This is a genomic window from Leptospira sanjuanensis (assembly GCF_022267375.1).
Lineage (GTDB): Bacteria > Spirochaetota > Leptospiria > Leptospirales > Leptospiraceae > Leptospira > Leptospira sanjuanensis.
This window is the reverse complement of the sequence record NZ_JAIZBH010000001.1, coordinates 1,160,001-1,181,498: the sequence shown is the minus strand read 5'-3', so window position 1 is coordinate 1,181,498 and position 21,498 is coordinate 1,160,001. Positions and strand designations below refer to the sequence as shown.

Below are 21,498 nucleotides of genomic sequence, written 5' to 3'. Positions count from 1 at the left end.
TTTTATCCTCGGATCAAGGAAGGAATCCAACCGATACTTTCGAACACGATCAGCGTTCCTCCGCTGAAAAAACCCGCCAGAAAGAAACGATAACTCCATCGGATATATCTGTATTTCGTAAAGTAGATCGTTCTCCCCATTTGATAGATATCATAGGAAATCGCTTTATACAAAGATGCGTCGGTTTCCAAAACGGCTTCCACGTTTTTAAAAAAGGTTTCCTCGTCGTCCGCCGCGAAATCGCCGAAAAACAAAGGATTCTTTTTACGCACCTTATCCGGTTTAGAAAGAGGCATCACGGCAAAGATCGCGAGGGAGGCGGCAACGGCCAGAAAACCCATCAAAAGTATGATGCCCGTAACGTAGATTCCTCGCTGCAAAAAACCGAGGGCTAAGGAAAGGATCACGAAAGACGCCGCGATCAAAATATTCGCTTTTTGATCGGCCATCAGACTCAACTGAACGTGATGCTGGTGAACGGTTCTTAAAAGATAATCGACGGAAGATCTGGCTCGGGTTTTAGAAAAGTATTCTGGCTGCATTTTGAAAACGTCTTCGTCCAGATTCAAAGGAGCCGCTAAATTCGAAAATCAGATTTAGAATTGTCGAAAACTTATTTTCAGATCCCCGGAAGATAAATACGGCTTACGGGAACCTGACTTTTCTCCTCGTCCTTCATATAAGCCACGTGGGATCCGCCGTTAAAATACTCTATATGCGCCAAATATTCCATATTTATAATATACTGTTTATGGACCCTTCTAAACTTGCCCGCGGAAAGTTTAGGTTCCAGGTCTTTCAGCGTTCCGATCACTTCGATTCCGTCGTCCACGGTATGAAGAATCGAATGTTTTCCGTTCGAAGAAATATATACGATATTCGAAAATGTGATGAATACGTTGCGATCGACTCCCTTAAATTTGGTCCCGTAATTGTGAATCGACACGTTTTTCTCACTGGAAAGTTTTTCATAGGCGCGATCCAATGCCTTGTGCAATCTTTCAGGAACGACGGGTTTAGTTACGTAATCCAGATTTCCAAAATCGTATGCGGTAACCGCGTTTCCTTCGTGACCGGTTACAGAAATCGTAACGGGAGGATCATCCAATCCCTTCAATATATCGAACCCGTTTAGATCCGGAAGTTCAATATCGAGAAGAAGAAGATCCACCTTGTTGTGCGCCAAAAAACGCACGGCATCCGAACCGTTCTCGAACATCTCCGTGACTTCAAATTTACCGTGAGTTTCCACCTCTTTTTTTATAAAAGATCCGATCATAAAATCGTCTTCGATTACGACCGTTTTATAGGGCTTTTCCATGCTTCTCATTCTAACCACCGCTCGGACTTATCCGAATTCTCCATCTACGTTTCAGACATAGAATCCGCTGTCTATTCGTATTACCGAAAGAGGCCCGCGTTTCGTTCCCTTTTAACTGTTCTTCATTCCCCTCGCAACAAACCGCTCATAAACCGTAACGTCGCACGATTTAAAAGTATAATAAGAAAAACCAAATTATAGAAGTAGGAGGGTCGGTATAAATCGACATGAAATTTCGTTCCGAAATACATGCATCTCATTCCCGGTCCGCAACCGCTTCTTCTTTCGACAAAAAAGCGCGCAAATAATACTTTCATTTCCTAGAGATTCTGAAAGGTTTCACGTCGTATACAATACAGAGCTTCTTAAAACACATTATATATTTATAATGTATTTTAAGATCCCGGAGGGTTGTTTTGGTGACGCATAAAGAATACTCAACAAAGGGATTGATTCCTCGAATCGGCGAGCGCGAAACAAAATTTCGCTTCCGATTCATCGGGGTGATTGGGATTTTTTGCATCTCGTTCGCGTTTCAATTCTGCTTAATGGATGATCCCAAAGGAAGGGCGTTATTATTCTCCCTCCTTGGCGACAAAGATGTTCCGAACGCAACGAATTCCTCTTCCCCTTCGGCGCCCGAGGGGGGGCCTGCGGTAGTCGTCACTTCGCACAGCATTTTAATCGAACCTAGAACTTTGAGCGAATACGTGGGCGGAACGACTCAGTTTCGTGCGTATCATTATATAAACGGAATTTTAAACGCTGAAATCACCGATGACGTCGACTGGACCTCTACAAATACGGGAGTGCTAACGATATCGAACACGGCCGGATCCAAAGGTCTTGCAACAAAAATAGCGATCGGATCAAGCGACGTTGAAATTGTCCCGATGAGCGCATTGGCCGCCTTACTTTTGCCGACTTATACGAACAGAAAGGCGACCGCGACTTTGGCCGCGGTTCCGGATACGACTTCGCCTCTCGTAAGTTCGCATTCTCCGCCGAACAGCCATACCGGATTCAGCCCTCTTTCCTTTGAATTGAGACTTACGTTTAACGAACCCATGGATATGGCTTCGGTTCCGGCCATCAGTTTCGAGGACAGAATCGCAACCGGAACCTATACGGCGTTCTCCACTTTAGGATATTCTCATACGTGGACCTCGAACACGAACTTAACGATCAGGTTAGACGCTCTTCCCGAAAGTTTTTCATTTCGTTGGACCCTTGCCGGTTCAGGAATGAAAGACGCGGCCGGAAACTCCCTTTCGGCGAACTATTCCGGAACCAGCGCCACCGGAGCGGAATCCACTTACGTTCCTTTAGTGGACACAGGACAAATAGGTTGCTGGAACCAAATAGGAACCTCGGTTTCTTGCGAGCCGGGAATGGACGGGGAAATTACGGATCCGTCCCCTTCCGCAACTCTCGCGGGACCGAGCGTGAACGCAAGTTATCCGAACGACCCGATAACCTATCACGGTTTAACCGATCTCACTTGGACAACATGTACTCACGGACAAGTTTGGACCGGAAGCGCTTGCACCGGAACCGGAACAAGTCCGGCATATGGAGCGATCGCATCGACTTGGAGTCAGGCGATCCAAATTTGCGGAAGTTATGATACTCGAAATTCGGGAGCTGGTTATGCCGGCAAAGGAGGATGGAGGCTTCCTACGATCAGAGAACTTCAATCTATTTTAGATTATTCTTATACATCGAATTCCATCGTCCATCCTATCTATTTTCCGAATATGCTCAAGAGCGAAAACTATTGGTCCTCCACCGCAAGGGTGGCGACAAACAACAAAGACAGAGCTTTTAAAATCAATACGTTCGCAGGCAAGACCCAGAATTTGGAAAAAACATACCAGTTCTACCACTATTGCGTTACAAACGAATGAACAGGATGATAAAAATGAAAAACATTAGATCCATATATTTTGCGTTGGCGATTCTACTTTTAGTTGTTTCCTCCGAAAAATTTTCGATCGGTTCATATAGTACCGGACCGATTCCCGGTACCGTAATCGACTCGGATACCGGACTGATTTGGACTGTCTGTAGTATGGGCCAAACGCCTCCGACTTGTCCCGAAAACGCGACCACCGATACGTGGAGAAATGCGTTGGCTTATTGCAGCGGATTGACTTTAGGGGGCGTAGTTTGGAGACTCCCGAATATCAAGGAGCTTTTTACCATAATCAATTACTACTATGAGGCTCCGGCAGTCGCAGGCAGCGCGTTCCCGCATACTCCCGGACACGACTTTGCATATTATTGGACCTCGACCACGCATCCATCGATATTCGCTCCGGGAGGAAGAGATAGAGCGATGCTCGTCGACTTTGATCTGGGAGGAAGCGACGACGATCTAAAATCGGGACAACATTACGTGCGGTGTGTTACGGGACCGTAAAAGACTTGAATCCGGTATATTAGAACGAAACGTTTCCTAATAGAGTCTATTGATCGCGTGAATCTACGATTCGCGCGGAAATTTCGTTTCGTTTCATGTTCCCAAAGTTTAGAATCGGCGCCAAGTTCGTATTTCTGATCGTCCTATTCTTTTCGCAAAATCTCTTTTCGGACACGATACGGCTTAGAAAAAATAAAACTCCTTTGATCGGCAAGATCATTCAGTATAAAGAAAACGGAGTGGAACTTTCGACTGCGGAGGGAAAAAAAGAAATCCCTTCGAAAGAAATCGAAAAGATAGAACTCGGATTCAGCGGAATTCGAACGACGCTCAAGACCGATTCCCAAACTTCGGAACTTATCCTACTCGAAGTCGTCGATCGTGAAAAATTCGTTTTTTACGACGCGGAAAAATCCGAACTTAAAGTCGTATTGCTCTCCGAGATTCGTTCCGCCGAATTTCAATTTCCGTTCGATCCGAAAAAATTTCAAAGCATGCTCTCCGGATACGAAGTGGAAGTAACTCTTCAATCGGGAGAAAGGAGCAGAGGAATTTTATTTAAAATCGGTTTCGATACGACGACACTTTCGATCGATTCCCAAAAAAATCGGATTCCGAACTCATCCATTCAAAAAATCGCATATACTTCCGGTCCACCGGCGCGAACAAACCCGAGTTCCGAGGAGATCGACCGTTCCGTTCGACTGTATGAAATTCTAATACCGGGCAGTCATCAAATTCGAACCGGAAGAAAAACTTCGGGGACTACCCTGTTCATCGGAACGCTCCTATCGGCGGCGGCGGCGGAATACGAATATCTGAGGGGAAAAAGCGAACTCAGAAGACAAAAAGAAATCAACGAACAAGCGATTCTTTTGGGGAAGGAATACGCGCTGTTGTTTGTGGATTTCGAATACGAAGCCTATTACGAACACAAAAGTAAAAACCGCTCATTTCTGATTCTTACTTCCCTATTCTACGTTTTGAATCTATTGGATATCTGGACTTGGAAGCCGAATTCGGAAACGGGGGAGAAATCCTCCTTTAGAATCCTTCCGTCCTTTCGTTTTCCCTGGAATGAACGCTCCCGATCGGAAACGGAAGCACAGATTCGTCTGGAGTTCTGCTTCTAAAATTCAGTATATTCAAAATTAAGAATATATCGTTGAATCAGGAATAAATTTTACTTCTGGCCTCGAGCAAAGAGGCGTCGTATAGGGAAATTTCCGTTTTAAACCCGCTTCCGATCTCGCTTTGAATCTTCAATTCCGCTTCGGTGCAGATCTCCTTCAGTCTTCTTCTCAAATAAAAGAATGTCCCTTCTTCCAAATCGTCGCCTGCGATCCGTGCGCCCGGACCGTTGTCTTGTACCGTAATTCGAATCCGATCCTCGAACTCCCAACCGATTTCCACTTCGATCACGATCGAATGTTTCGATTTCATCACCGCGTGCTTTACCGAATTTTCCACTAAAGTCTGAATCAGGAACGGAGGAACGAAAACTTTACCGATTTCCATTCCCACTTCTTTTTTGATGAGAATTCGAAACGGATGTTTCGCCTTGTTTTTAACAAGATCGAAATAGGAGAGAGTAAAATCCAATTCCTCCCTTAGAGAAACGCGATCCCGATTTACGAAACGGAACGAGTACCGAAGCATATTCGAAAGACTATCCAAATATTCGACGGCATCTTCTCGTTCGCTTTCCATGTAGATACGAAGCGTCATCAACGAGTTGAATAGAAAATGCGGGGTCATTCTTAGATTATAAATTCGTGAACCTAAAAATTCCCGATCGGGAGAAACGTTGCTCGGCTCCAAACCTTTCGGATTCGCATTCGAATTTTTAAATTCGCCTTGAAACGCATTGCGTATCAAAAAACAAACAAAAACGAAATGCAAGGGCATAAAAAGAAGAATCAAAGTTACGTATAAATGCGCGGAGGTTCTTGGATTCTGGAGAGACGAAAAATAAATTCCGGATCCCGCCAGAGAAAACAGGAGGAGATTTGAAAAAAAGATTCCTTTACGATCAAAGAACAGGAAAAATAACGCCCCTCTTTTTTCCATCGATACCATCTTTAAAGAAGGCAACTTCCGAGCATCGAAAAAAACCGCAAACATTTCCAAAGAGGCCGTTTTACATTCCCATTTTTGTATCGTTCATTCCCTTTCCAAGCGCATTCAAACGGGACAAGAAATCTTAAACGTTCGGGAATTTTTTAATACTTGGCTTGTACGGGTGAAAGTTTATATTCACATTCGCATGAAACGGGAAGATTTTAAGAAATATTTGGAGAAGAGAATGTTTCTCGAATCCTTCTATCCGCTGCGAATCTTCCGAAGAAGTTCTAAACCGGCTTTGAGTGAAGAACAAAAAAAGGAGCTGGTCCGGTACGCTCCGTATACGGAGTATTCTTCCTTTCAAAAAGAAGGAAGCGAGGAAACTCCGAATCTGTCTTTGCACCCGATCGACGTTTTGCCTAACGCGCGCAATTCCAAAAAAGAAACCAAAAGATTCGTTTTCCCGGCCGTTTGGCGTTTCGAGTTGATCTCGCTCGCTTGTTTGTTTTTGATCGCGTATTCCGCGGTCGTTTGGGTACAATGGCGGCTTCAATCGGATCGAAATGCGAACTTCGAATTAAGTTGGAACGGAGAAGGATGTAAGGTTCTGCAAACGGATCCGGATCTTTGGAAAATCGATCCTTCTCCAAGAGAATGTAAAATTTCGAATACTTCTCTTTTTGGAACGACTCGACTCCTTCTTTTTCCGAACACCGCGGCTACGATTCAAGCCGTGCGTTCGCAAACTACGCGACTCCATCTTGAACTCAAAACGGGAAGAATCTATCTGTGGGAAGATCTGCGTCCCGGAAGCGGAACTAAATTTTTTATCGGAGGCTGGAAGATTCAACTTACGGGAACAAAAATTTTGGCGGAGATCGCCAACACGAAGGCATATTTCACTTTATTGGAAGGATCTCTCGACTCCGACTATGAGGATCGAGATACGTCGGTTCACGAACATTTGTCCGTACCCGGCGAATCGATGGAGATCGAAACCGAAAAACCGAATCTTCGGAAGGTAATATTAAACCGAACTCAATTCGAAACGTTGAATGAAACTCTGCGGAAGGATACGACTTTCTCGCTCAGAGATTCCACTCAAGCTTCCTATTTCAAGCCGTCCGCAAATCCGTCTTTACCGGAAAATCCTTGGATCATACGTCTCAAGAACGGAAGAATTTTAAAAGGAAGAATCAAAACCCAAAACGACGGAATCCACATCTTTACCGGAAAAGGAGAAGAAATTCTGGAAGAGAAAGAAGTTCACTCCATATCGAAATAGAATCACGCCTCCGCTTTGTTTTGATCCGGCCAAGTATACGGAAGATAAACCCTGCTCACGGGAACCTGACTTTTTTCATCGTCGGTCATATACGCGTAGTGCACACCGTCCGTAAAGTATTCCACATGTCCTAAAAATTCCATATTGATAATATACTGTTTGTGAACTCTTACGAACTTTTCGGATTGTAATCTCTGTAAGGTCTGCTTCAACGTTCCGACTACTTCCAAATTCTGATCCGGCGTATGAAGAACGGAATATCTTCCGTTCGAGGAAATATAAACGATATTCGAAAACGTCACGAAGTAATTCCGATCGGCGCCCCTAAACATGGCTCCTATGATTTTGACTTCATTGAACTTCATCCGATCGATCCTTTCGCATAATATTTCAAATTAAACCGACATAAAAGAGATTTCATAAAATAGACAACACCTCTTTGAGTTTCTTTCTCTTTCGACAGCAAGAACAAACGAACCGCTCCTCTCTTTCAATTGTCCTTAAAAATTCTCATTTTATTTACCGAACCTCTCGCGAGGTTCGTTTCGGAAATAATTTTCTTACCGATCAACGCACGGGAACTTAGGTTCGACGCAAGAGAACGGTTTTATACTTCTTAAATTTCAAATTCTGATCCGACTTGCGCAAAAAAGCGAAAGCGATAACAAAGACGGCTTTTCATTTTTAAAATTTGAAATAATAAATTGAAAAACTGCTTCACTGAGTGATGAACATAAAGACATATCGTGTTGAAATCAACTCTTTCTATACAATTGTTTCCACTTCAAATAAATACGCACAAATAAAACACCTTTCTAATGTAATCAAAGGCTCATGACGTTGTGTGAAAGAAACACCGCGAATAAAAAAAATTTTTCTTCGTTTGTTTCCCTTGATAAGCCGTTTAAAAGCACAAAGAGTATGGATGAAAATCGAACCATTCGATAAAAAATGGATCATCACTTTACTGCCGAGTCCGATGATCGTAGGTTGCGAAAATAAAAAAAGCCGGGCAAAACCCGGCCATACAAACGGAAACGTTCTACGGTTTCCAATAGAACCCCGTCTCATTCGATGAGATCGCGGTTCCGATTGAGTCTTGAGAATCCTTTTTAGCGGAAAACTCCCGAAAACAACATCGCGATACGAGAAACCAAACCGATGCTTTCCAGTCGATCGTCCGCCTTTACCGCTTCGTAATGTGAAAGATTCACGAACTTGGTTTTTAAACGAAACTCGAACGTGAATCCGGGCCACAACGTAGTATTCTTACCCGAACTCGTGCGATACCAACTGACGCAACCTCCCGTATTCCAGATGGATTTTTCCAATCTTGACTGAATCGCCTGATTGTATTTATCCTGAGCTTGTTTCAACACGTTGATAAATTTCAGTTTTTTCTTACGCATGGAAAGAATACACTGAAGCACGTAATGGATCTGCGATTCGATCATCAAAACCATGGAACTATGACCGAGACCAGTGTTCGGACCTACGATTAAAAAGAAATTCGGAAAGCCTGAAACGGTGGTCCCCAAATACGCTTCAGCTCCGTTCTTCCAAGCGTCGTTCAGATCGTTTCCGTTTAAACCCTTCACTTCAAAAGGAGACATTGCCTCCGCGGCCTGAAAACCCGTCGCGAGGATGAGCGCGTCGATCGGATGTTCCGTACCGTCCTTCGTAACGATTCCGTTCTCGCGGATCTCTTGGATCGCAGTAGTATTCACGATCACATTCGGTTTTTGTAATGCACCGTAGTATTCGTTGGAAATCAAAACACGCTTACATCCGATCGTAAAATTCGGAGTCACTTTTCGTCTGAGTTCCGGGTTTTTGATCTGTTTTTTGAGATAACTTTTCGCAAATGCCTCCAGTATCCTCATCAAACCCGGATGAATCGTAAAAGCGATCACCCTGAATTCGAGCATCCAATAGATCGCAAGACGGAACAACCGTTGAGCCGGAGGAAAAAAACGGAACAACCAACGTTCCGTTCCGGAAATCGCGCGGTCCGGTTTCGCGATCACCCAAGGCGCGGTTCTTTGAAAGAGATGCAGTTTTTTGACGCTCGGTTGAATCGCGGGAACGATCTGGATCGCACTCGCTCCGGTTCCGATGACGCCCACGGTTTTATTGTTGAGATCGTAGGAGTGGTCCCAGCGCGCCGAGTGAAACATCTTCCCTTTGAATTTTTTCAAACCGGGAATATCCGGAAGAACGGGACGGCTCAAACCGCCGGAACCGTTAATCAGACTTTTACACTTAAACGAATTTCCGTTCGTAGACGTTACGTGCCACAACCCGGATCGTTCGTCGAAGATCGCCGAGTTCACGGAATTGTTAAAACGAATATGAGACCTGAGATCGTATTTATCCGTGCAATGATTCAGATAACCCAGGATCTCGGATTGAAGACCGTACATTCTAGACCAGTTCGGATTTTGTTCGAACGAAAAAGAATACAGATGAGATTGTACGTCGCAGGCCGCGCCCGGATAATGATTGTCTCTCCAAGTACCTCCCACCCCATCCGCTTGTTCCAAGATGACAAAAGAATGAATTCCCGCTTGTTTTAAACGGATTCCCATTCCAAGTCCCGCAAACCCCGTTCCGATGATAATCGCGTCCAAGACCGGATGATCGGAAGTTTTCAATTTATCCGCCGCTTCTTTCAATTTCTGAGCCATTTCCCTATTCTCCAAATTCAATCGAAATCATAGAAAAACCTTAAGGATAAACCTTTCGCTTTTCGGGAATGATCCTAACATCAAACGCCGTCTTCTTCGACCAGACTTATGATTTTTGACCGAGATCGGCTGATCGATTCCGAAATCAGAGAGGATTTTTTTCCGCAATTCAAGAGTCGTTCGAGCAAGATCCGAATCCATACCGGAGACGAAAGTCGGCCCCGTAAAGAGCGGGCGGAGTAAATCGAAAGAATGCCCCTAAAAGAACCGGGGCATTTTTATGAAAGGTAAAATCGCGCCGCATAACCGCAGGAATCGTATGCGGCGTTTCTTTTTCGAAAATCGGAAAACGTTCTAATCCTTTAAGAGAGAACGGAGAATTTCCCGCGTAGCCGAACCGGTTAGAGAAAAGTCCCGGCCCGTTTCTTCCAAAAGATGATCGGCTTTTTCGCGATCCAAGGTCGGGAAGATTTCCTTCATCTTGGTTCCGAGTTCCTTTTCCAGATCATATTCAGGTTTCATTGTATATTCGTAACCGAACGTATCGATGATGGATTCGTTGATGTCGACCGCATGGAAAGCCGCCCGCTTACCCACGAATTTCATCAAATCAGCGTTAGACGATTCATCCGGGAAGCCGTCGAAATCTTTCGTTAAAAATCCGGCCAAAGTGGAAGTCACCGGAGTCGGGCTCTTATAAAACTGAATCAATCCGTAGGAAACGAAGTCTTCGTATAGGAAGTGACGATTGGAAACAAGCTGTGTGGTTTTCGCCTTCGTTTCCTTTTTGGATTCCTTAGAAGAAAAAGCAAATTTCAAGTAATAGAAAAAACCGGCGTCAGGAACCGCTTTGGAATGATACGGTTGCCCGATATCCTGAATGTAATGACAGGCCCAAGCGGCGAATCGATATTTCCAATAATCGTGTCCCGTTTTTCCGGCCAATTTGGAAAGTCTGGAAAACAACTCGATTCGATCCAAGATCATTCCTCCTTCCACGATTTCCGGCGCGAATAAGGAAAGAATCCAGTTTTCGTTCTGAAACTGCATATGAAACGGAGCCTTGCTACTTTCACCTTGCGGTTTACCGTACGGCTGCTTTCCGTATCCGTATTCCTCGAAACCCCAAAGACTGTGGTCCATTCCCCAATCGGGTTCGTCGATAAAGGTATATAATACGTTTCTAATCTTGATTTTTTTACCCGCGGTGGATCGAAATCTCGCAGGAAGTTCCGCCAAATCGGGTAAATACGGAGTGATCGCCGAAACCGGAACATCGCCGTTCATATTTTTAGAACCGGGAAGAATACGCTCCACTTCCATAAATTTGGTCGCGGGATTGAGTCTCGCGGCCTTTAAAAAATCGAGAACGGTAGGCGATTTCGCATTAAATTCAACCTTTTTAAACCGCTTTGAGCCGCGTTCGGTTTCCCAATCCGCAAACTCGTCGAATAGAACCTTTAAGGAATCCTTTTCCTTTTTTACGAAAGAATCAAGGGACTCCGAGGAAACCTCTTGAGAAATGAATTGCATCGAAGGATGTTCCAATGCGCGATCCATCACGAGATAGTGAGTGCCCCAGGAAAATACGCCCTGCGGGAGTAGAAAAAGAAGGGGAAAAATCCAGATTTTCCGGCCGAATTCGAAAATTTTTTTACGAAATAAAATCGAGAAAGAGGAAACATTGGATGCGAAAGACGCGTGGGAGGTTGCAATTTTTTTCTTTTTTATCATGATAATTCTCTTCGTTCAGGATATGGAAGGTCCAAGAATATCTCCAAAGTAAACTAACGCAATCAAAGATTCCCAAACCTCTTTCGATCCCGTAAAAATAGAATTCCCGATTTCCCGGAAGAAAAAACTCAATCGTTCGGAAACGGAGTTATTCATAACGGTGATTTCAAAATCAAAAAATAATTTTTTGATAACTTATAAGATGCTCCTCCAAAGAAACTTCATAACACCGCCCCACATCGCAGCGCCAGGAGCGATAACCTACAGCTTATTTTTTTCGATAAAGCAGATCCGGTTTCGAAACACGCGTAAGCAGCATCGACTTCGGAGTAAAAAAATCGAATAAAAAACATCTTAAAAATTTTCATTTAACAAATGAAAGGCGAATAACGTTCAGGTTTTTAAGAAAAAATTCCAAAAAGTTTGAAACCAAATATTTAAAGCTTAGAAGCGTATCGTTAACGCGGAACGAACTCCCGAAAAAAAGGAATAAATTTATTTCCAGAAATGAAAATCCCGGTTTTAGCAAAGGTTTACTCATTCGAACGACAACGCGACTAACGATCGTAAGATTTAATTTTCGCGTTCCGTTCTAAATAGAGGAGACCCCAATGCAAACAAAAACAAAGAACGTTAGATACATTCTAGCGCTCACTCTCGTAGGATTGGCGATCAATTTTTCGAATTGCGCCGAGGACAACAAAACGGATCTGACTCCGATTCTCGCCATACTGGCGTTAGCCGGAAATTCGGGTCCGGCGGACCTGCCGCAACCTACGGACGGCACCGCCATTATGAAGTTAGGCGATGAAAGTTTCGTTCTGACCAACCAGCAATTGTGCGTTTCGGGAGTCGGAGGAATTATCGTTCAGATGGTCGACGCGGACAACCTTCCGATTTTGAACATCCACAACATCAATTTCTCGCAGACTACGACGCACACTCTGGGTGAAGGCGGTTCCGCTTTGGACATCGACACCGCTGGAGGAGTTTACGGAGCGGGAACCAATAACGTCCGAGGAACCTGTACCGCAACGGTTAAGGAAACTTCGGCTACGATCTTCGATCTTCAAGCGTTGAACTGCCCGATCACGAAGCAGTTTGCCGCAAGCAATATTCCCGATGTGAAACTCTCGTTTCGGGTTCGTTGTACAAGATAAAAAAGATTTGAAGATCCGTAAGAAATAGATTCGGAATCGAATTCTAAAATATCGTTCGATCCGACCGCATTAAACCTTCCTTCGAAACTCATTCGAAGGAAGGTTTTTTCCGATTCTCGATGTAGAAACGTTTTTAAAAACTTTCGTATCGTTGTAACGAAAAACTCGTTACTTCGATGTTCTTTGTAATATCCAGGTTCCGATGGCAACCGCTCCTACTTCGGTAGCCATGCTCAAATAGATGTATTCGTTTCCCGGACCGTCCAAGAACAAAGTGTAAATTCTTCCTAAGAACAAACCGGATGCGGTTGTGATGGCGAGCAGAATCGAGGCCCTACGCCATTCTTCTTTGAATAATCCGAATAATAGGACGACGCCTACTCCCAAACAAAGTCCGCCGTACATTGCTCTGAAATCCGCGAGCGCTGCGGAACTTTTGATTTCGATTCCGATCATCGAAGCGAGTCGAATCGGAACGAGAAAAAAACCGATCGTAAAGCCCGCGTAAACCAAGACGTTTAAAGCGATATAAATTTTCGAAAAAAACTCGAGTAGACGATTTCCTTCCGCGGATCGCTGCATCGATAGGCTGTTGGTTTGCATTCATACCTTCCTTGTTGGCTTGCAACAAGACCCAGTATGCACCGCTTCGATTTGGAAATCGACCGGTGTTATAAAGGCTTACAATTTTTTTCAGACCTTTGCGGTTTTTCGATATTCGACGGGAGTTTTTTCGGCGAGCTTTAAAAAGGCTTCGTTGAAAGAGGATCGATTGTTGAATCCGACTTCCATCGCGATTTCTAAAACGGTCTTATTCGTTTCCGCGAGAAGTTTTTTCGCTTCTTCCACTCTGTATTGATTGAGCCATACGAAAAAACTCTTATTCAGTTTGCTATTGATGAGTTCCGAAAGTTGATGAGTCGTCAACGAAACGCGTTCCGCGACGGCGGCAAGAGATACTTCCTCATCCTGATAGAATTTTTCGGTTCGCATCATCGTTTCCAAACGCGCAAGAATCCCTTCGATTTCCAATCCGCCGAGACGCGATCGGGAATACTTCGCCTTCACCAATTCTACGTGGATCGTTTCTTCCAAATTGGAATAGCGCTTTCGTACGTAATAGATTCCGCACAAAGCCAAAGAAACAAAGACGGAGGAAATTTTTAAAAAGAAAACGCCGTATAAAAATCCGAGAGCCCCGAATACGGAAACGCCCGCAAAGTCCAAAGCGCAGATCCGGATCAAAAGTCGAAGCGAAGCTTCTTTGACCGAAATTAAAATTCGAAAAATCGAAATTCCGAAAACGAAAGAAAATACGGTCGAAGCAAGAAACAAAAATAAGACGAGGCTTTTTGCGCCGGAAGCGTTCGAAAGACTCACGACTTTCCAGGGAAAAACCGATTCTTCCCGAGGAATTAAAAAAACCGCAATTCCGCAGACGATCGTCGGAATCCAAAAAAGAATTCGCTTTCGATCAAATCGAAAGTCCTCCTCGACCATTGCGGCTAACGCCGTATATGCGAGCGGCCCCGAGGCAAACAAGAGCGGAATTGTTAAGCGAACATAGAAAGCGGAATCCGAGAAAACTCCCTGACAAACGGCGGAGTTCAAAAGCTGCAAAACTCCGATACAAAGCAGAGTGATCGCGAAAGAGATTTGAAATTTAGTTTTTTTGAATGGAATCAGTTCCGGAAACGCGAGCAAAAAAGCCAGAAATCCCCCGAAGACGGAAAAGGCATTTCCGAACCATTCCCAGGAATCGTTCATTTTCGAAATGCGGCCTGCGCTTGGATAAAACTCGCAACGTCCATCTCGAACTTTGATCCCAATTCTTGATATACGAACTTAGGCGGAGAAGTCACCTGTTTGAGAGCGTCGCATCCCATTCTACGACATTCTTCCGGTACGGAAGAAGCCCAAACGGCACCCATCACGGAATATCCGTTGTCGTATTTGATCGAAGTGAGCTGATTTAGATTTCTATCATAAATCCTGATTTCGGTCCCGGCTTGCAAGGACGCATAACTCGGAATCAGTCCGAAGCTGATGACGGAAAAGATGGAGGAAAACAATTGTACGACGCTGCTCCCGAAATGTTTCGGAGTCTGAAACGCGGGAGTATGGATTCCGAGAACGTAATAATCGACCCCGATGTCCTTGAGTTTAAAAATCCTGTCCTCCCCTTTTTTTTCCACGCTCGTAACGTATGTCAATTCCAGAACCCCGCTTTCCTTAACTTCGTTGAGATAATCCTGAACGAACTTCTTAACCTTATCCGAGGGAACGTCCTTTCTAAAACCCGCCGACTTGAGATCGGATGCGTAAACTCCATTCTGAAATTTTAATATGGTTCGATCGGGATATGCGAGATTGGCAGTATAAACCCTCGTTTCCGCGGAAGAAGTTGTCATTTCCGTCGCATAAGGCCGAAAACCGATGTACGCGATTCTTACCTTGGATAAGTTCGGAATCGGGGCGCTGTCAGCGCCGTATTTTTGCACATAGTAATGATAATTACAGTCGAGAAGAAAGGAAAGAAACAGAATGTAAAATACGAAGAATCGAGATTGTTTCATAGTGTTACCGGAAAATTGCGGACTCGAATGTCCTCTCGTCCGTTTCCGTATTAGATTCTCCTAAAGCACGGCTCTTTGCAATCAAAAAGAAGAATCGAAGCGCGGGGGTCCGTAAAAAAATCGGAAAGATCCGCGCGGTTCCGATTCTTTTTAAAATCGAAGTTCGATTCCGAAATTCACGTACGGAATCTTATTCTTATTCGCCTCCGACCTTAGGATCGTCTCAAATCACTTATAAAAAATATGTACAGCCCCGGAATTCGAAACGCTATCGTCGTCGGTCGCAGGCGTTGGGGGAGAATTTACGGACTTGTTCAAAATCATTCCGAGACCGTCGTCGTCGTTCTGCGCCGCGACCGCCATCAAGTCTCCGTCGATACAAACCGCAATTCCAAACGCATCCGAAGCTTCCGCGTTAGTCGCTTTTAAATAGGATTGAAAGGCCCAACCGGAAGATAGTTTTCGAAATACATAAGCTGCGCCGGAATTACTTACGGAATCGTCGTCGGCTCCCGGACCGGCAAGTGTCGCAGGCGAGTGTAAAACTCCGGTTTGAGCGCTGTCCTCTCCGGCTGCTCCAGCGACAATCATATCGCCCGAAATGGAAACGCTTCTTCCGAAGTTATCGTTCGCTTCGATATTCGGGGACTTCAAGTAGACTTCAAACGCCCAAACGGTTCCGGTTCTACGAAATACGTACACGGCACCGGCAGCAGAGGCGGAATCGTCGTCGCCCGCAGTTGTAAGATTCGCGCCTAGAGAATTTGAAATCGTAGTTTGAGCGCTGTCTTCGTTGTAGGCTCCGACTACGGCGACATTTCCGTCTTCCGAAAGATCCAAACTGGCTCCGAACTGATCGCTGTTATCCGCGTTCGGAGCTTTGAGATACGATTCGAACGCCCAATTCGCGCCGGTCTTCCGGAATACATAAACCGCACCGGAGTTGGAAAGGGAATCATCGTCTCCTACGGTCGTAAGCGACGGCCCTAAGGAATTTTGAATCGTCGTATTTCCGCTGTCTTCGCTGATCGCACCGGCAATCAAAGTGTCTCCTCTGATTTTAAACTTGAGTCCGAACAAGTCCCCGGTTTCCACGTTGGGAGCTTTGATATAGGCGTCCCAAGTCCAAGTCGTCCCGGTTCTTTCAAAGATATAAATCGCGCCCGAAGTCGGAGTGGAATCGTTGTCGGTCGCGCCCGTAAAACCCGGTGCCGGAGCTTGGATGATCGTTCCAAGACCTCCTCGCTCCTGACCGGCGCCTACACCAATCCGATCGCCGGAAATCGAAACACTGGTTCCGAATTGATCTCCAAGATCTGCGTTAGGCGCCTTTAAATACGCCTCTAAGCCCCAGACCGTTCCGGTTCGACGGTATACATACGCAGCCCCTGAGCTCGACAGAGTGTCGTCATCTCCCGCGGGTGTCAAACCGGCAAAAGGAGAATGAAGAATGGCGGAATTCCCGCCATCCTCGGCGCGAGCACCGACGACGATCGTATCTCCCGAGATAGCTACGCTGCAACCGAATTGATCGTTCGCTTCCGCGTTCGGAGCTTTGAGATACGCTTCCAAAGCCCAAGCGGTTCCAGTGCGACGAAACACGTACGCGGCTCCCGCGCCGGCTGCAGAATCGTCGTCCCCGGCAGAAGTCAAACCTACAAACGGACTTTGGATAATTCCGGTTTGAGCGCTGTCCTCGCCGCAGATACCCAGCACCAAAGTGTCTCCCGAAAGATCGAGATCGAATCCTCCGCTCGTATCGCTGCTATCCGGATTGGGGGCTTTTAAAAAACTCTCCCATTCCGCATTGAGAGCATCGACAGAAATCTGAATTGAAACGGAAGAAGAGCCGGAGGAATTCGAAGCGGTAATCGTATAAGAAGAAGTGGCAAGCTTAGAAGTAGGTATACCCGTTATTTCACCTGTGGCGGAATCAAAGGAAAGACCGGACGGCAACGCGGGTGAAACGGAAAGCGAAGTTACAGAACCGGTGATCGTGGGTTGAATCGTAGAAATGGAGATGTTCTTAATAAATTGAAACGAACTCGTCGCGTAAGTCAAAGTGGGAGGAGTTCCCGCAGTTTTCGAAAGATCTTCGATCGTCGCCGAAGTAGGATTGCCCAGCAACACCATGAAATGACTCGGATCGTGACTCTGCAGACAACCGAAAAAAAAGCACTGACAAAGAACGGAAAACCGAAGGATTCGAACTCGAAAATGAACATTTTTTTCCAAAGATTTTCCTCCCTTCTTTTCCAGACTTCTTCAGAGTCTGTTTTTCTAGGGAGAATGGTAGATGAAATCCGGTCGCTCAACAACCCCGATTATAAATGAGGAAATCTTCGATTATAAGCAACCGATCCGAAGCAGAGGGCAAAAAAAACATGTTCTATTTGCAGAGCAGGAGGGAAACGAAGTTTGAAAAAACTTCGTTTCAGAATAGATCTTATTTTTTCACCTGCTCTATCAACCGTAGAACATCCTCTTCTACTTTAGGACCCATTCCTTGATAGACAAAACTTTGAGGAGATTCGACTTTTTTCACGATACACTCCAACCTGCCGCACTTAGGTGGATTCGCTGAAATCCAAATTGAAGAAATCGAGGAATAAGAATTATCATATTTCAGATTATTGAGAAGTTGCAAATTCCTGTCGTACACTCTCACTTCCGTATTTGCTTCTTCCGCACTATAGCTGGGTATCAATCCGAGAGTGACCATCGAAAAAAGTGTGCTAAATAAATGTAGAATTCCGACTCCGATATTCGAGACTTCGGTAAAGGCCGGTCCATGTATTCCAATTACGTAATAGTCAACCGGATAATCTTTGAGTTTATAAATCAGGGTTTCACCTTGTTTTTCCGTTTCCACAAGGTAAGAAATTTCCTTTAAACCGCTTATCTTTACTTCTTGAAGATAAGATAGTGTAAAAGCTTTTACAAGATCCGAAGATAAATCTTTTCTCGTCCCGTTACTTTTCAGTTCATCGATAAAAACGCCCTTTTCTAATTTTGGGATCGTACGCTCGGCGTACGTCAATTCGGCGGTATACGTTGTGCGTCTACCGCTGGATCCGGTCATCCGAGCGTCGAAAGTTCTAAAACCGATATATGCGATTTTCGGTCTTTTCTCAATCTTAACATCACCCGAGACCGGGAACTCCTTAAGAAAAAAATGTCGATTACAATTGAAAACGAAACCTACAACAACAATCAAAATGAAACTTAAATTTCTCACGTCAAAACCCCTTTTTTAATATATTCGTCCTTTGCTCGAGCTCGGACAAAAAACGAATGTATTTTAAGAATTGATAATATTTTCGAATACCGAAGACTTTTAGTTCAAACAATATCACGGCAAAAAAAAATCCATGCCCTTCTTTCGAAGCGGCATGGAGCTTTCCAATGTTTTAAGTAACGGTTGCTGTTTTACTTTTTCAGTTCCGGAGCAAGTTCTGCCAAAGGAACCTTATCCTTAGGAAGAGAAGCGTATTCCGGGAATTCGTATCCGTTCGGATAATGCTCGTGGTCTTCAGGATTGTAAAAGTGAACGTAGTCTTTCCGGTATCCCCAAGTGAAAACGGATTTTTCAGGATCCTGTCCCACCACTAAACAACGAGGATTGATCCAGCCTTCGGTTTTTTCGGTCTTAACACGAACGAAAAGTTTAGGATTCGCTTCGTGGTTTCTGTAGTCATACACTCGAACCACGGAACCGGGAGCGATTCTTTCCTTAACTGCGGAAGTCGCATCCGCTTCCGCAAAAATAGGAACCGTAGGTTCCAGAGAAGCGTTCACTAAGGAAGGATCGCAATTCTTATGATTGGTAACCTGCGCGAGTTTCGAACAGGCTCCCAAAAGAAGAGCCATACTTGTTAAAAGAACGGTCAGTTTTAAATTCTTTTTCATCGTTCTTCCTCTCTTATTGATGATGATGTAAGGATTGATCCAATCTTGGATCTCCCACCGGAATCAGAGCCGCGGACTCGTAACGTTTCAACACTACGAAACCGAAAAGACCGATAAAACCGATCACCGCTCCGAGAGTTACTACAAGTCCGGAAAGCTGGAAGTTTTCGAAGTTAGCCGGAAACACCAGCCAATAAATTTCGATCACTTGCGTAAACACGATCCAGATCGCAACTTTCACGAGAAAGTTGATGTCTCTTTTGTTCGGTCTGTTCAAGAGCAACAAAAACGGAAGGATGAACTTGATAAACGGAAGAGCGTAAGTGAACACTTCCCAACCGCCGGTCAATCTCTGCTCGTAAAAGAAAGTTTCTTCCGGAATGCTCGCATACCAGATCAACATGAACTGTGAAAATCCCACGTAAGCCCAGAACACGCAGAAACCGAGCATGAACTTACCGATATCGTGGATATGGTTTTCGTTCACTAAGTTTCCGAGATAACCTTTCTTTTTCAGAAAGTAGATCATGATTACGAGAGTGGAAAGTCCGGTTTGATACGCTCCCGCGAAACAATACACTCCGAACATGGTGGAAAACCAGTGCGGGGTCAAAGACATGATCAAATCGAAAGAAGCAAGAGAGAAAGAAAGAGCGAAGAATACGATAAATCCTCCGGCCAATCTCGCGTTGAACTGAGTGTGTGCAACGTCCTTATCCCCGTCTTGTTTGGTGGAACGTTTGTGGAATAACCATCCGAAAACGGACCAAGCCGCTCCGAAAAGAATCATTCGGATCACGAAGAAAGGAGTGTTCAACAACGGCTTCTTGTGCTGAAGAAGATGATCGTGAGCTACGACTTCTTCGTGACTCCACTCGTAAAGATCGTGGATTCCCACCGTTGTAATCAGTAAAAGAACCGCGACTACGGGAAGAAACAATCCGTAACCTTCGGCGAGTCTTCTTACCGTAATGGACCAATGAGCACCGGTGATATTGCTGATCGCAGTGAAGAAAACTCCCGCGAGCGAAATCCCGGTGATAAAAAAGGTTCCGATCAAAAACGCGGACCAAGCCGGATTGGAATGTCCTCCCTCGTGTCTGGGAGGGGTATGAGAAAGGGTGAAATACCCAATGAGTAAACTTAAGACTCCGATCCCGATCATCCCGAAAAGGGCGCTGCGGGTCTTGGAGTCGAGTTTGAAGTTAATCAGATTTTGTTCGACTTTGACTTCCATGATTCTTAATTCCTAGCCACGTCTTTTTTTGTTCTGTTCTCGTATTCCTGGAGTTTTCTCACGTAGAGAACGATCTTCCAGCGGTCTTCGGGAGAAACTTGAGCAGCGTAGCTCTTCATTCTTCCCCAACCCGCGGTCATCACGTGATAGATCTGTCCGTCGGAATATCCTTGGATCTTAGGAGAAATCACGGCAGGAACCGGAAAACCGATTCTTGGAGCCGGACCAACGATGGTTCCATTCCCCGCCCCTCTTACGCCGTGGCAAGGGGAACAATACGTTTGATATTTAGCCTCTCCCTTTTGGAGATTGGCCAAATCGTTTTTAAAAGGATTAGAAAGTCCTTTATTCGGTAATTGTGTTACATCCAATCCGAGATACTCGTATGGATAATAATTCACCGGAACCGCTCCTTTCGGAGGAATTCTGGAAGCCGCTCCGTCGTGTGCGATCGGGTCCTCTTCCTGTGCTTCTCTCGCCGGAGAATCCGCCATATCCGGAAAGTATTCCAGAGGAGGCGTTTTGGACTCGCAGTTCCAGAATAGAACAGCGGCCAAAAGGAAAATTAGAGATTTGTAATATTTCATTCTTGTCCCTGCTCCTATTTCACAACCTCGACGTTCTTTCCGCCGAGACCCTTGATGAAGTTCACGACCTCGTCTTCCTTATAACCTTTGGAAGAGGATGGAATCCAGAGTGCGAACTTGTCCGTAGTGATGTCCGGATGCAAAACTCTCCGATTGATTTTCGGAAGTCTGGTTAAAAAGAACATCGCCGCAGCGGTTCCCACACCGGCCATAAACACGGTGAATTCGAACGTAATCGGAATATACGCGAACCATGCGTTCAGGTTTTTACCGGAGATGTTGATGGGCCAATCGAACTTGTGGGTCAGATACTGCATTCCGAAACCTACGGTGCATCCGAAAAGACCCATGAAGAACGTCACCCAAGGAAGACCGGAACGGGGAACTCCCATCGCGTCGTCCAAACCGTGAACCGGATACGGAGTGAAACAATCGAAGTCCGTATAATTCTTCTCTTTGGTTTTTTGCGCCGCAGAGATGATCTCCGCGGGGCTGTCGAAAAGCCCGAATACTCCC

20 protein-coding genes (1 of these 20 cut by a window edge) are annotated in these 21,498 nt (G+C 45.1%); 5 read left to right on the top strand and 15 right to left on the bottom strand.

The window, feature by feature from the left end; all coding sequences use genetic code 11:
- Positions 1-2: 2 nt before the first annotated feature.
- Positions 3-542 (bottom strand): Pycsar system effector family protein, encoded by a 540-nt coding sequence (locus LFX17_RS05265; protein WP_238729325.1) that lies wholly within the window; start codon positions 540-542, stop codon positions 3-5.
- A 77-nt stretch (positions 543-619) separates the two neighbouring features.
- Positions 620-1,330, bottom strand: a complete 711-nt coding sequence (locus tag LFX17_RS05260; protein ID WP_238745483.1) for a LytR/AlgR family response regulator transcription factor — start codon at positions 1,328-1,330, stop codon at positions 620-622.
- A 539-nt stretch (positions 1,331-1,869) separates the two neighbouring features.
- Between LFX17_RS05260 and LFX17_RS05255 the strand changes: the two genes are divergently transcribed.
- The 3 genes from LFX17_RS05255 to LFX17_RS05245 all read left to right on the top strand — a co-directional run bounded on the left by LFX17_RS05255 (position 1,870) and on the right by LFX17_RS05245 (position 4,876).
- Entirely contained in the window at positions 1,870-3,228 is a 1,359-nt protein-coding gene (locus tag LFX17_RS05255) for an Lcl domain-containing protein (RefSeq protein ID WP_238729323.1), read from the top strand.
- 14 nt (positions 3,229-3,242) lie between these two features.
- Positions 3,243-3,743, top strand: a complete 501-nt coding sequence (locus LFX17_RS05250; RefSeq protein ID WP_238745481.1) for an Lcl C-terminal domain-containing protein — start codon at positions 3,243-3,245, stop codon at positions 3,741-3,743.
- 95 nt (positions 3,744-3,838) lie between these two features.
- Positions 3,839-4,876 (top strand): LB_137 family protein, encoded by a 1,038-nt coding sequence (locus LFX17_RS05245; protein WP_238745478.1) that lies wholly within the window; start codon positions 3,839-3,841, stop codon positions 4,874-4,876.
- 37 nt (positions 4,877-4,913) lie between these two features.
- Here the strand turns inward: LFX17_RS05245 and LFX17_RS05240 are convergent, their stop codons facing one another.
- A complete protein-coding gene (locus tag LFX17_RS05240) occupies positions 4,914-5,651 on the bottom strand; it encodes a sensor histidine kinase (protein WP_238745476.1) in 738 nt (245 codons plus the stop codon).
- Between the two features lie 397 nt (positions 5,652-6,048).
- Here LFX17_RS05240 and LFX17_RS05235 point away from each other — a divergent pair, with 397 nt between their 5' ends.
- On the top strand, positions 6,049-7,092 hold the full coding sequence (locus LFX17_RS05235) for a hypothetical protein (protein WP_238745473.1): 1,044 nt from the start codon (positions 6,049-6,051) through the stop codon (positions 7,090-7,092).
- A gap of 2 nt (positions 7,093-7,094) precedes the next feature.
- Here the strand turns inward: LFX17_RS05235 and LFX17_RS05230 are convergent, their stop codons facing one another.
- The 3 genes from LFX17_RS05230 to LFX17_RS05220 form a co-directional block, all read right to left on the bottom strand.
- Entirely contained in the window at positions 7,095-7,457 is a 363-nt protein-coding gene (locus LFX17_RS05230; RefSeq protein ID WP_238745471.1) for a LytTR family DNA-binding domain-containing protein, read from the bottom strand.
- Between the two features lie 747 nt (positions 7,458-8,204).
- Positions 8,205-9,779 (bottom strand): flavin-containing monooxygenase, encoded by a 1,575-nt coding sequence (locus LFX17_RS05225; RefSeq protein WP_238729317.1) that lies wholly within the window; start codon positions 9,777-9,779, stop codon positions 8,205-8,207.
- A 354-nt stretch (positions 9,780-10,133) separates the two neighbouring features.
- The gene (locus tag LFX17_RS05220; RefSeq protein WP_406600480.1) at positions 10,134-11,513 is read right to left on the bottom strand and encodes a phospholipase C/P1 nuclease family protein; all 1,380 of its coding nucleotides are present in this window, start codon (positions 11,511-11,513) and stop codon (positions 10,134-10,136) included.
- Positions 11,514-12,124: 611 nt separating this feature from the next.
- On the opposite strand from LFX17_RS05220, the gene LFX17_RS05215 reads away from it, so the two are divergent.
- Entirely contained in the window at positions 12,125-12,673 is a 549-nt protein-coding gene (locus tag LFX17_RS05215) for a hypothetical protein (protein ID WP_238745468.1), read from the top strand.
- A 168-nt stretch (positions 12,674-12,841) separates the two neighbouring features.
- Here LFX17_RS05215 and LFX17_RS05210 read toward each other — a convergent pair whose 3' ends face one another.
- The 9 genes from LFX17_RS05210 to LFX17_RS05170 form a co-directional block, all read right to left on the bottom strand.
- Positions 12,842-13,276 carry a DUF4345 domain-containing protein gene (locus LFX17_RS05210; protein WP_238729315.1) on the bottom strand — a complete coding sequence of 145 codons (435 nt, stop codon included), beginning with the start codon at positions 13,274-13,276 and terminating at the stop codon, positions 12,842-12,844.
- A gap of 90 nt (positions 13,277-13,366) precedes the next feature.
- Entirely contained in the window at positions 13,367-14,440 is a 1,074-nt protein-coding gene (locus LFX17_RS05205; protein ID WP_238729314.1) for a helix-turn-helix domain-containing protein, read from the bottom strand.
- The gene (locus LFX17_RS05200; protein ID WP_238745465.1) at positions 14,437-15,249 is read right to left on the bottom strand and encodes an Lp29 family lipoprotein; all 813 of its coding nucleotides are present in this window, start codon (positions 15,247-15,249) and stop codon (positions 14,437-14,439) included. The genes LFX17_RS05205 and LFX17_RS05200 overlap by 4 nt, the downstream gene beginning before the upstream one ends.
- A 228-nt stretch (positions 15,250-15,477) precedes the next feature.
- Positions 15,478-17,382 carry a putative Ig domain-containing protein gene (locus LFX17_RS05195; RefSeq protein WP_238745456.1) on the bottom strand — a complete coding sequence of 635 codons (1,905 nt, stop codon included), beginning with the start codon at positions 17,380-17,382 and terminating at the stop codon, positions 15,478-15,480.
- A 313-nt stretch (positions 17,383-17,695) separates the two neighbouring features.
- Positions 17,696-18,487, bottom strand: coding sequence for an Lp29 family lipoprotein (locus LFX17_RS05190; RefSeq protein ID WP_238729311.1), 792 nt, complete (start codon positions 18,485-18,487; stop codon positions 17,696-17,698).
- 191 nt (positions 18,488-18,678) lie between these two features.
- Complete coding sequence (lsa16, locus tag LFX17_RS05185; protein WP_238729310.1) at positions 18,679-19,158, bottom strand: E-cadherin-binding lipoprotein adhesin Lsa16; 480 nt, start codon at positions 19,156-19,158, stop codon at positions 18,679-18,681.
- 13 nt (positions 19,159-19,171) lie between these two features.
- A complete protein-coding gene (locus LFX17_RS05180) occupies positions 19,172-20,395 on the bottom strand; it encodes a hypothetical protein (protein ID WP_238729309.1) in 1,224 nt (407 codons plus the stop codon).
- A gap of 5 nt (positions 20,396-20,400) precedes the next feature.
- Entirely contained in the window at positions 20,401-20,982 is a 582-nt protein-coding gene (locus tag LFX17_RS05175) for a c-type cytochrome (protein ID WP_238729308.1), read from the bottom strand.
- A 14-nt stretch (positions 20,983-20,996) separates the two neighbouring features.
- Positions 20,997-21,498, bottom strand: partial view of a DUF3341 domain-containing protein gene (locus LFX17_RS05170; RefSeq protein WP_238745454.1) — the 3' portion only. Its footprint extends 50 nt past the window's final position; 502 of the gene's 552 nt are visible here — the last part of the coding sequence; the start codon falls outside the window, past its right edge — the gene reads right to left on this strand; it ends in the stop codon at positions 20,997-20,999.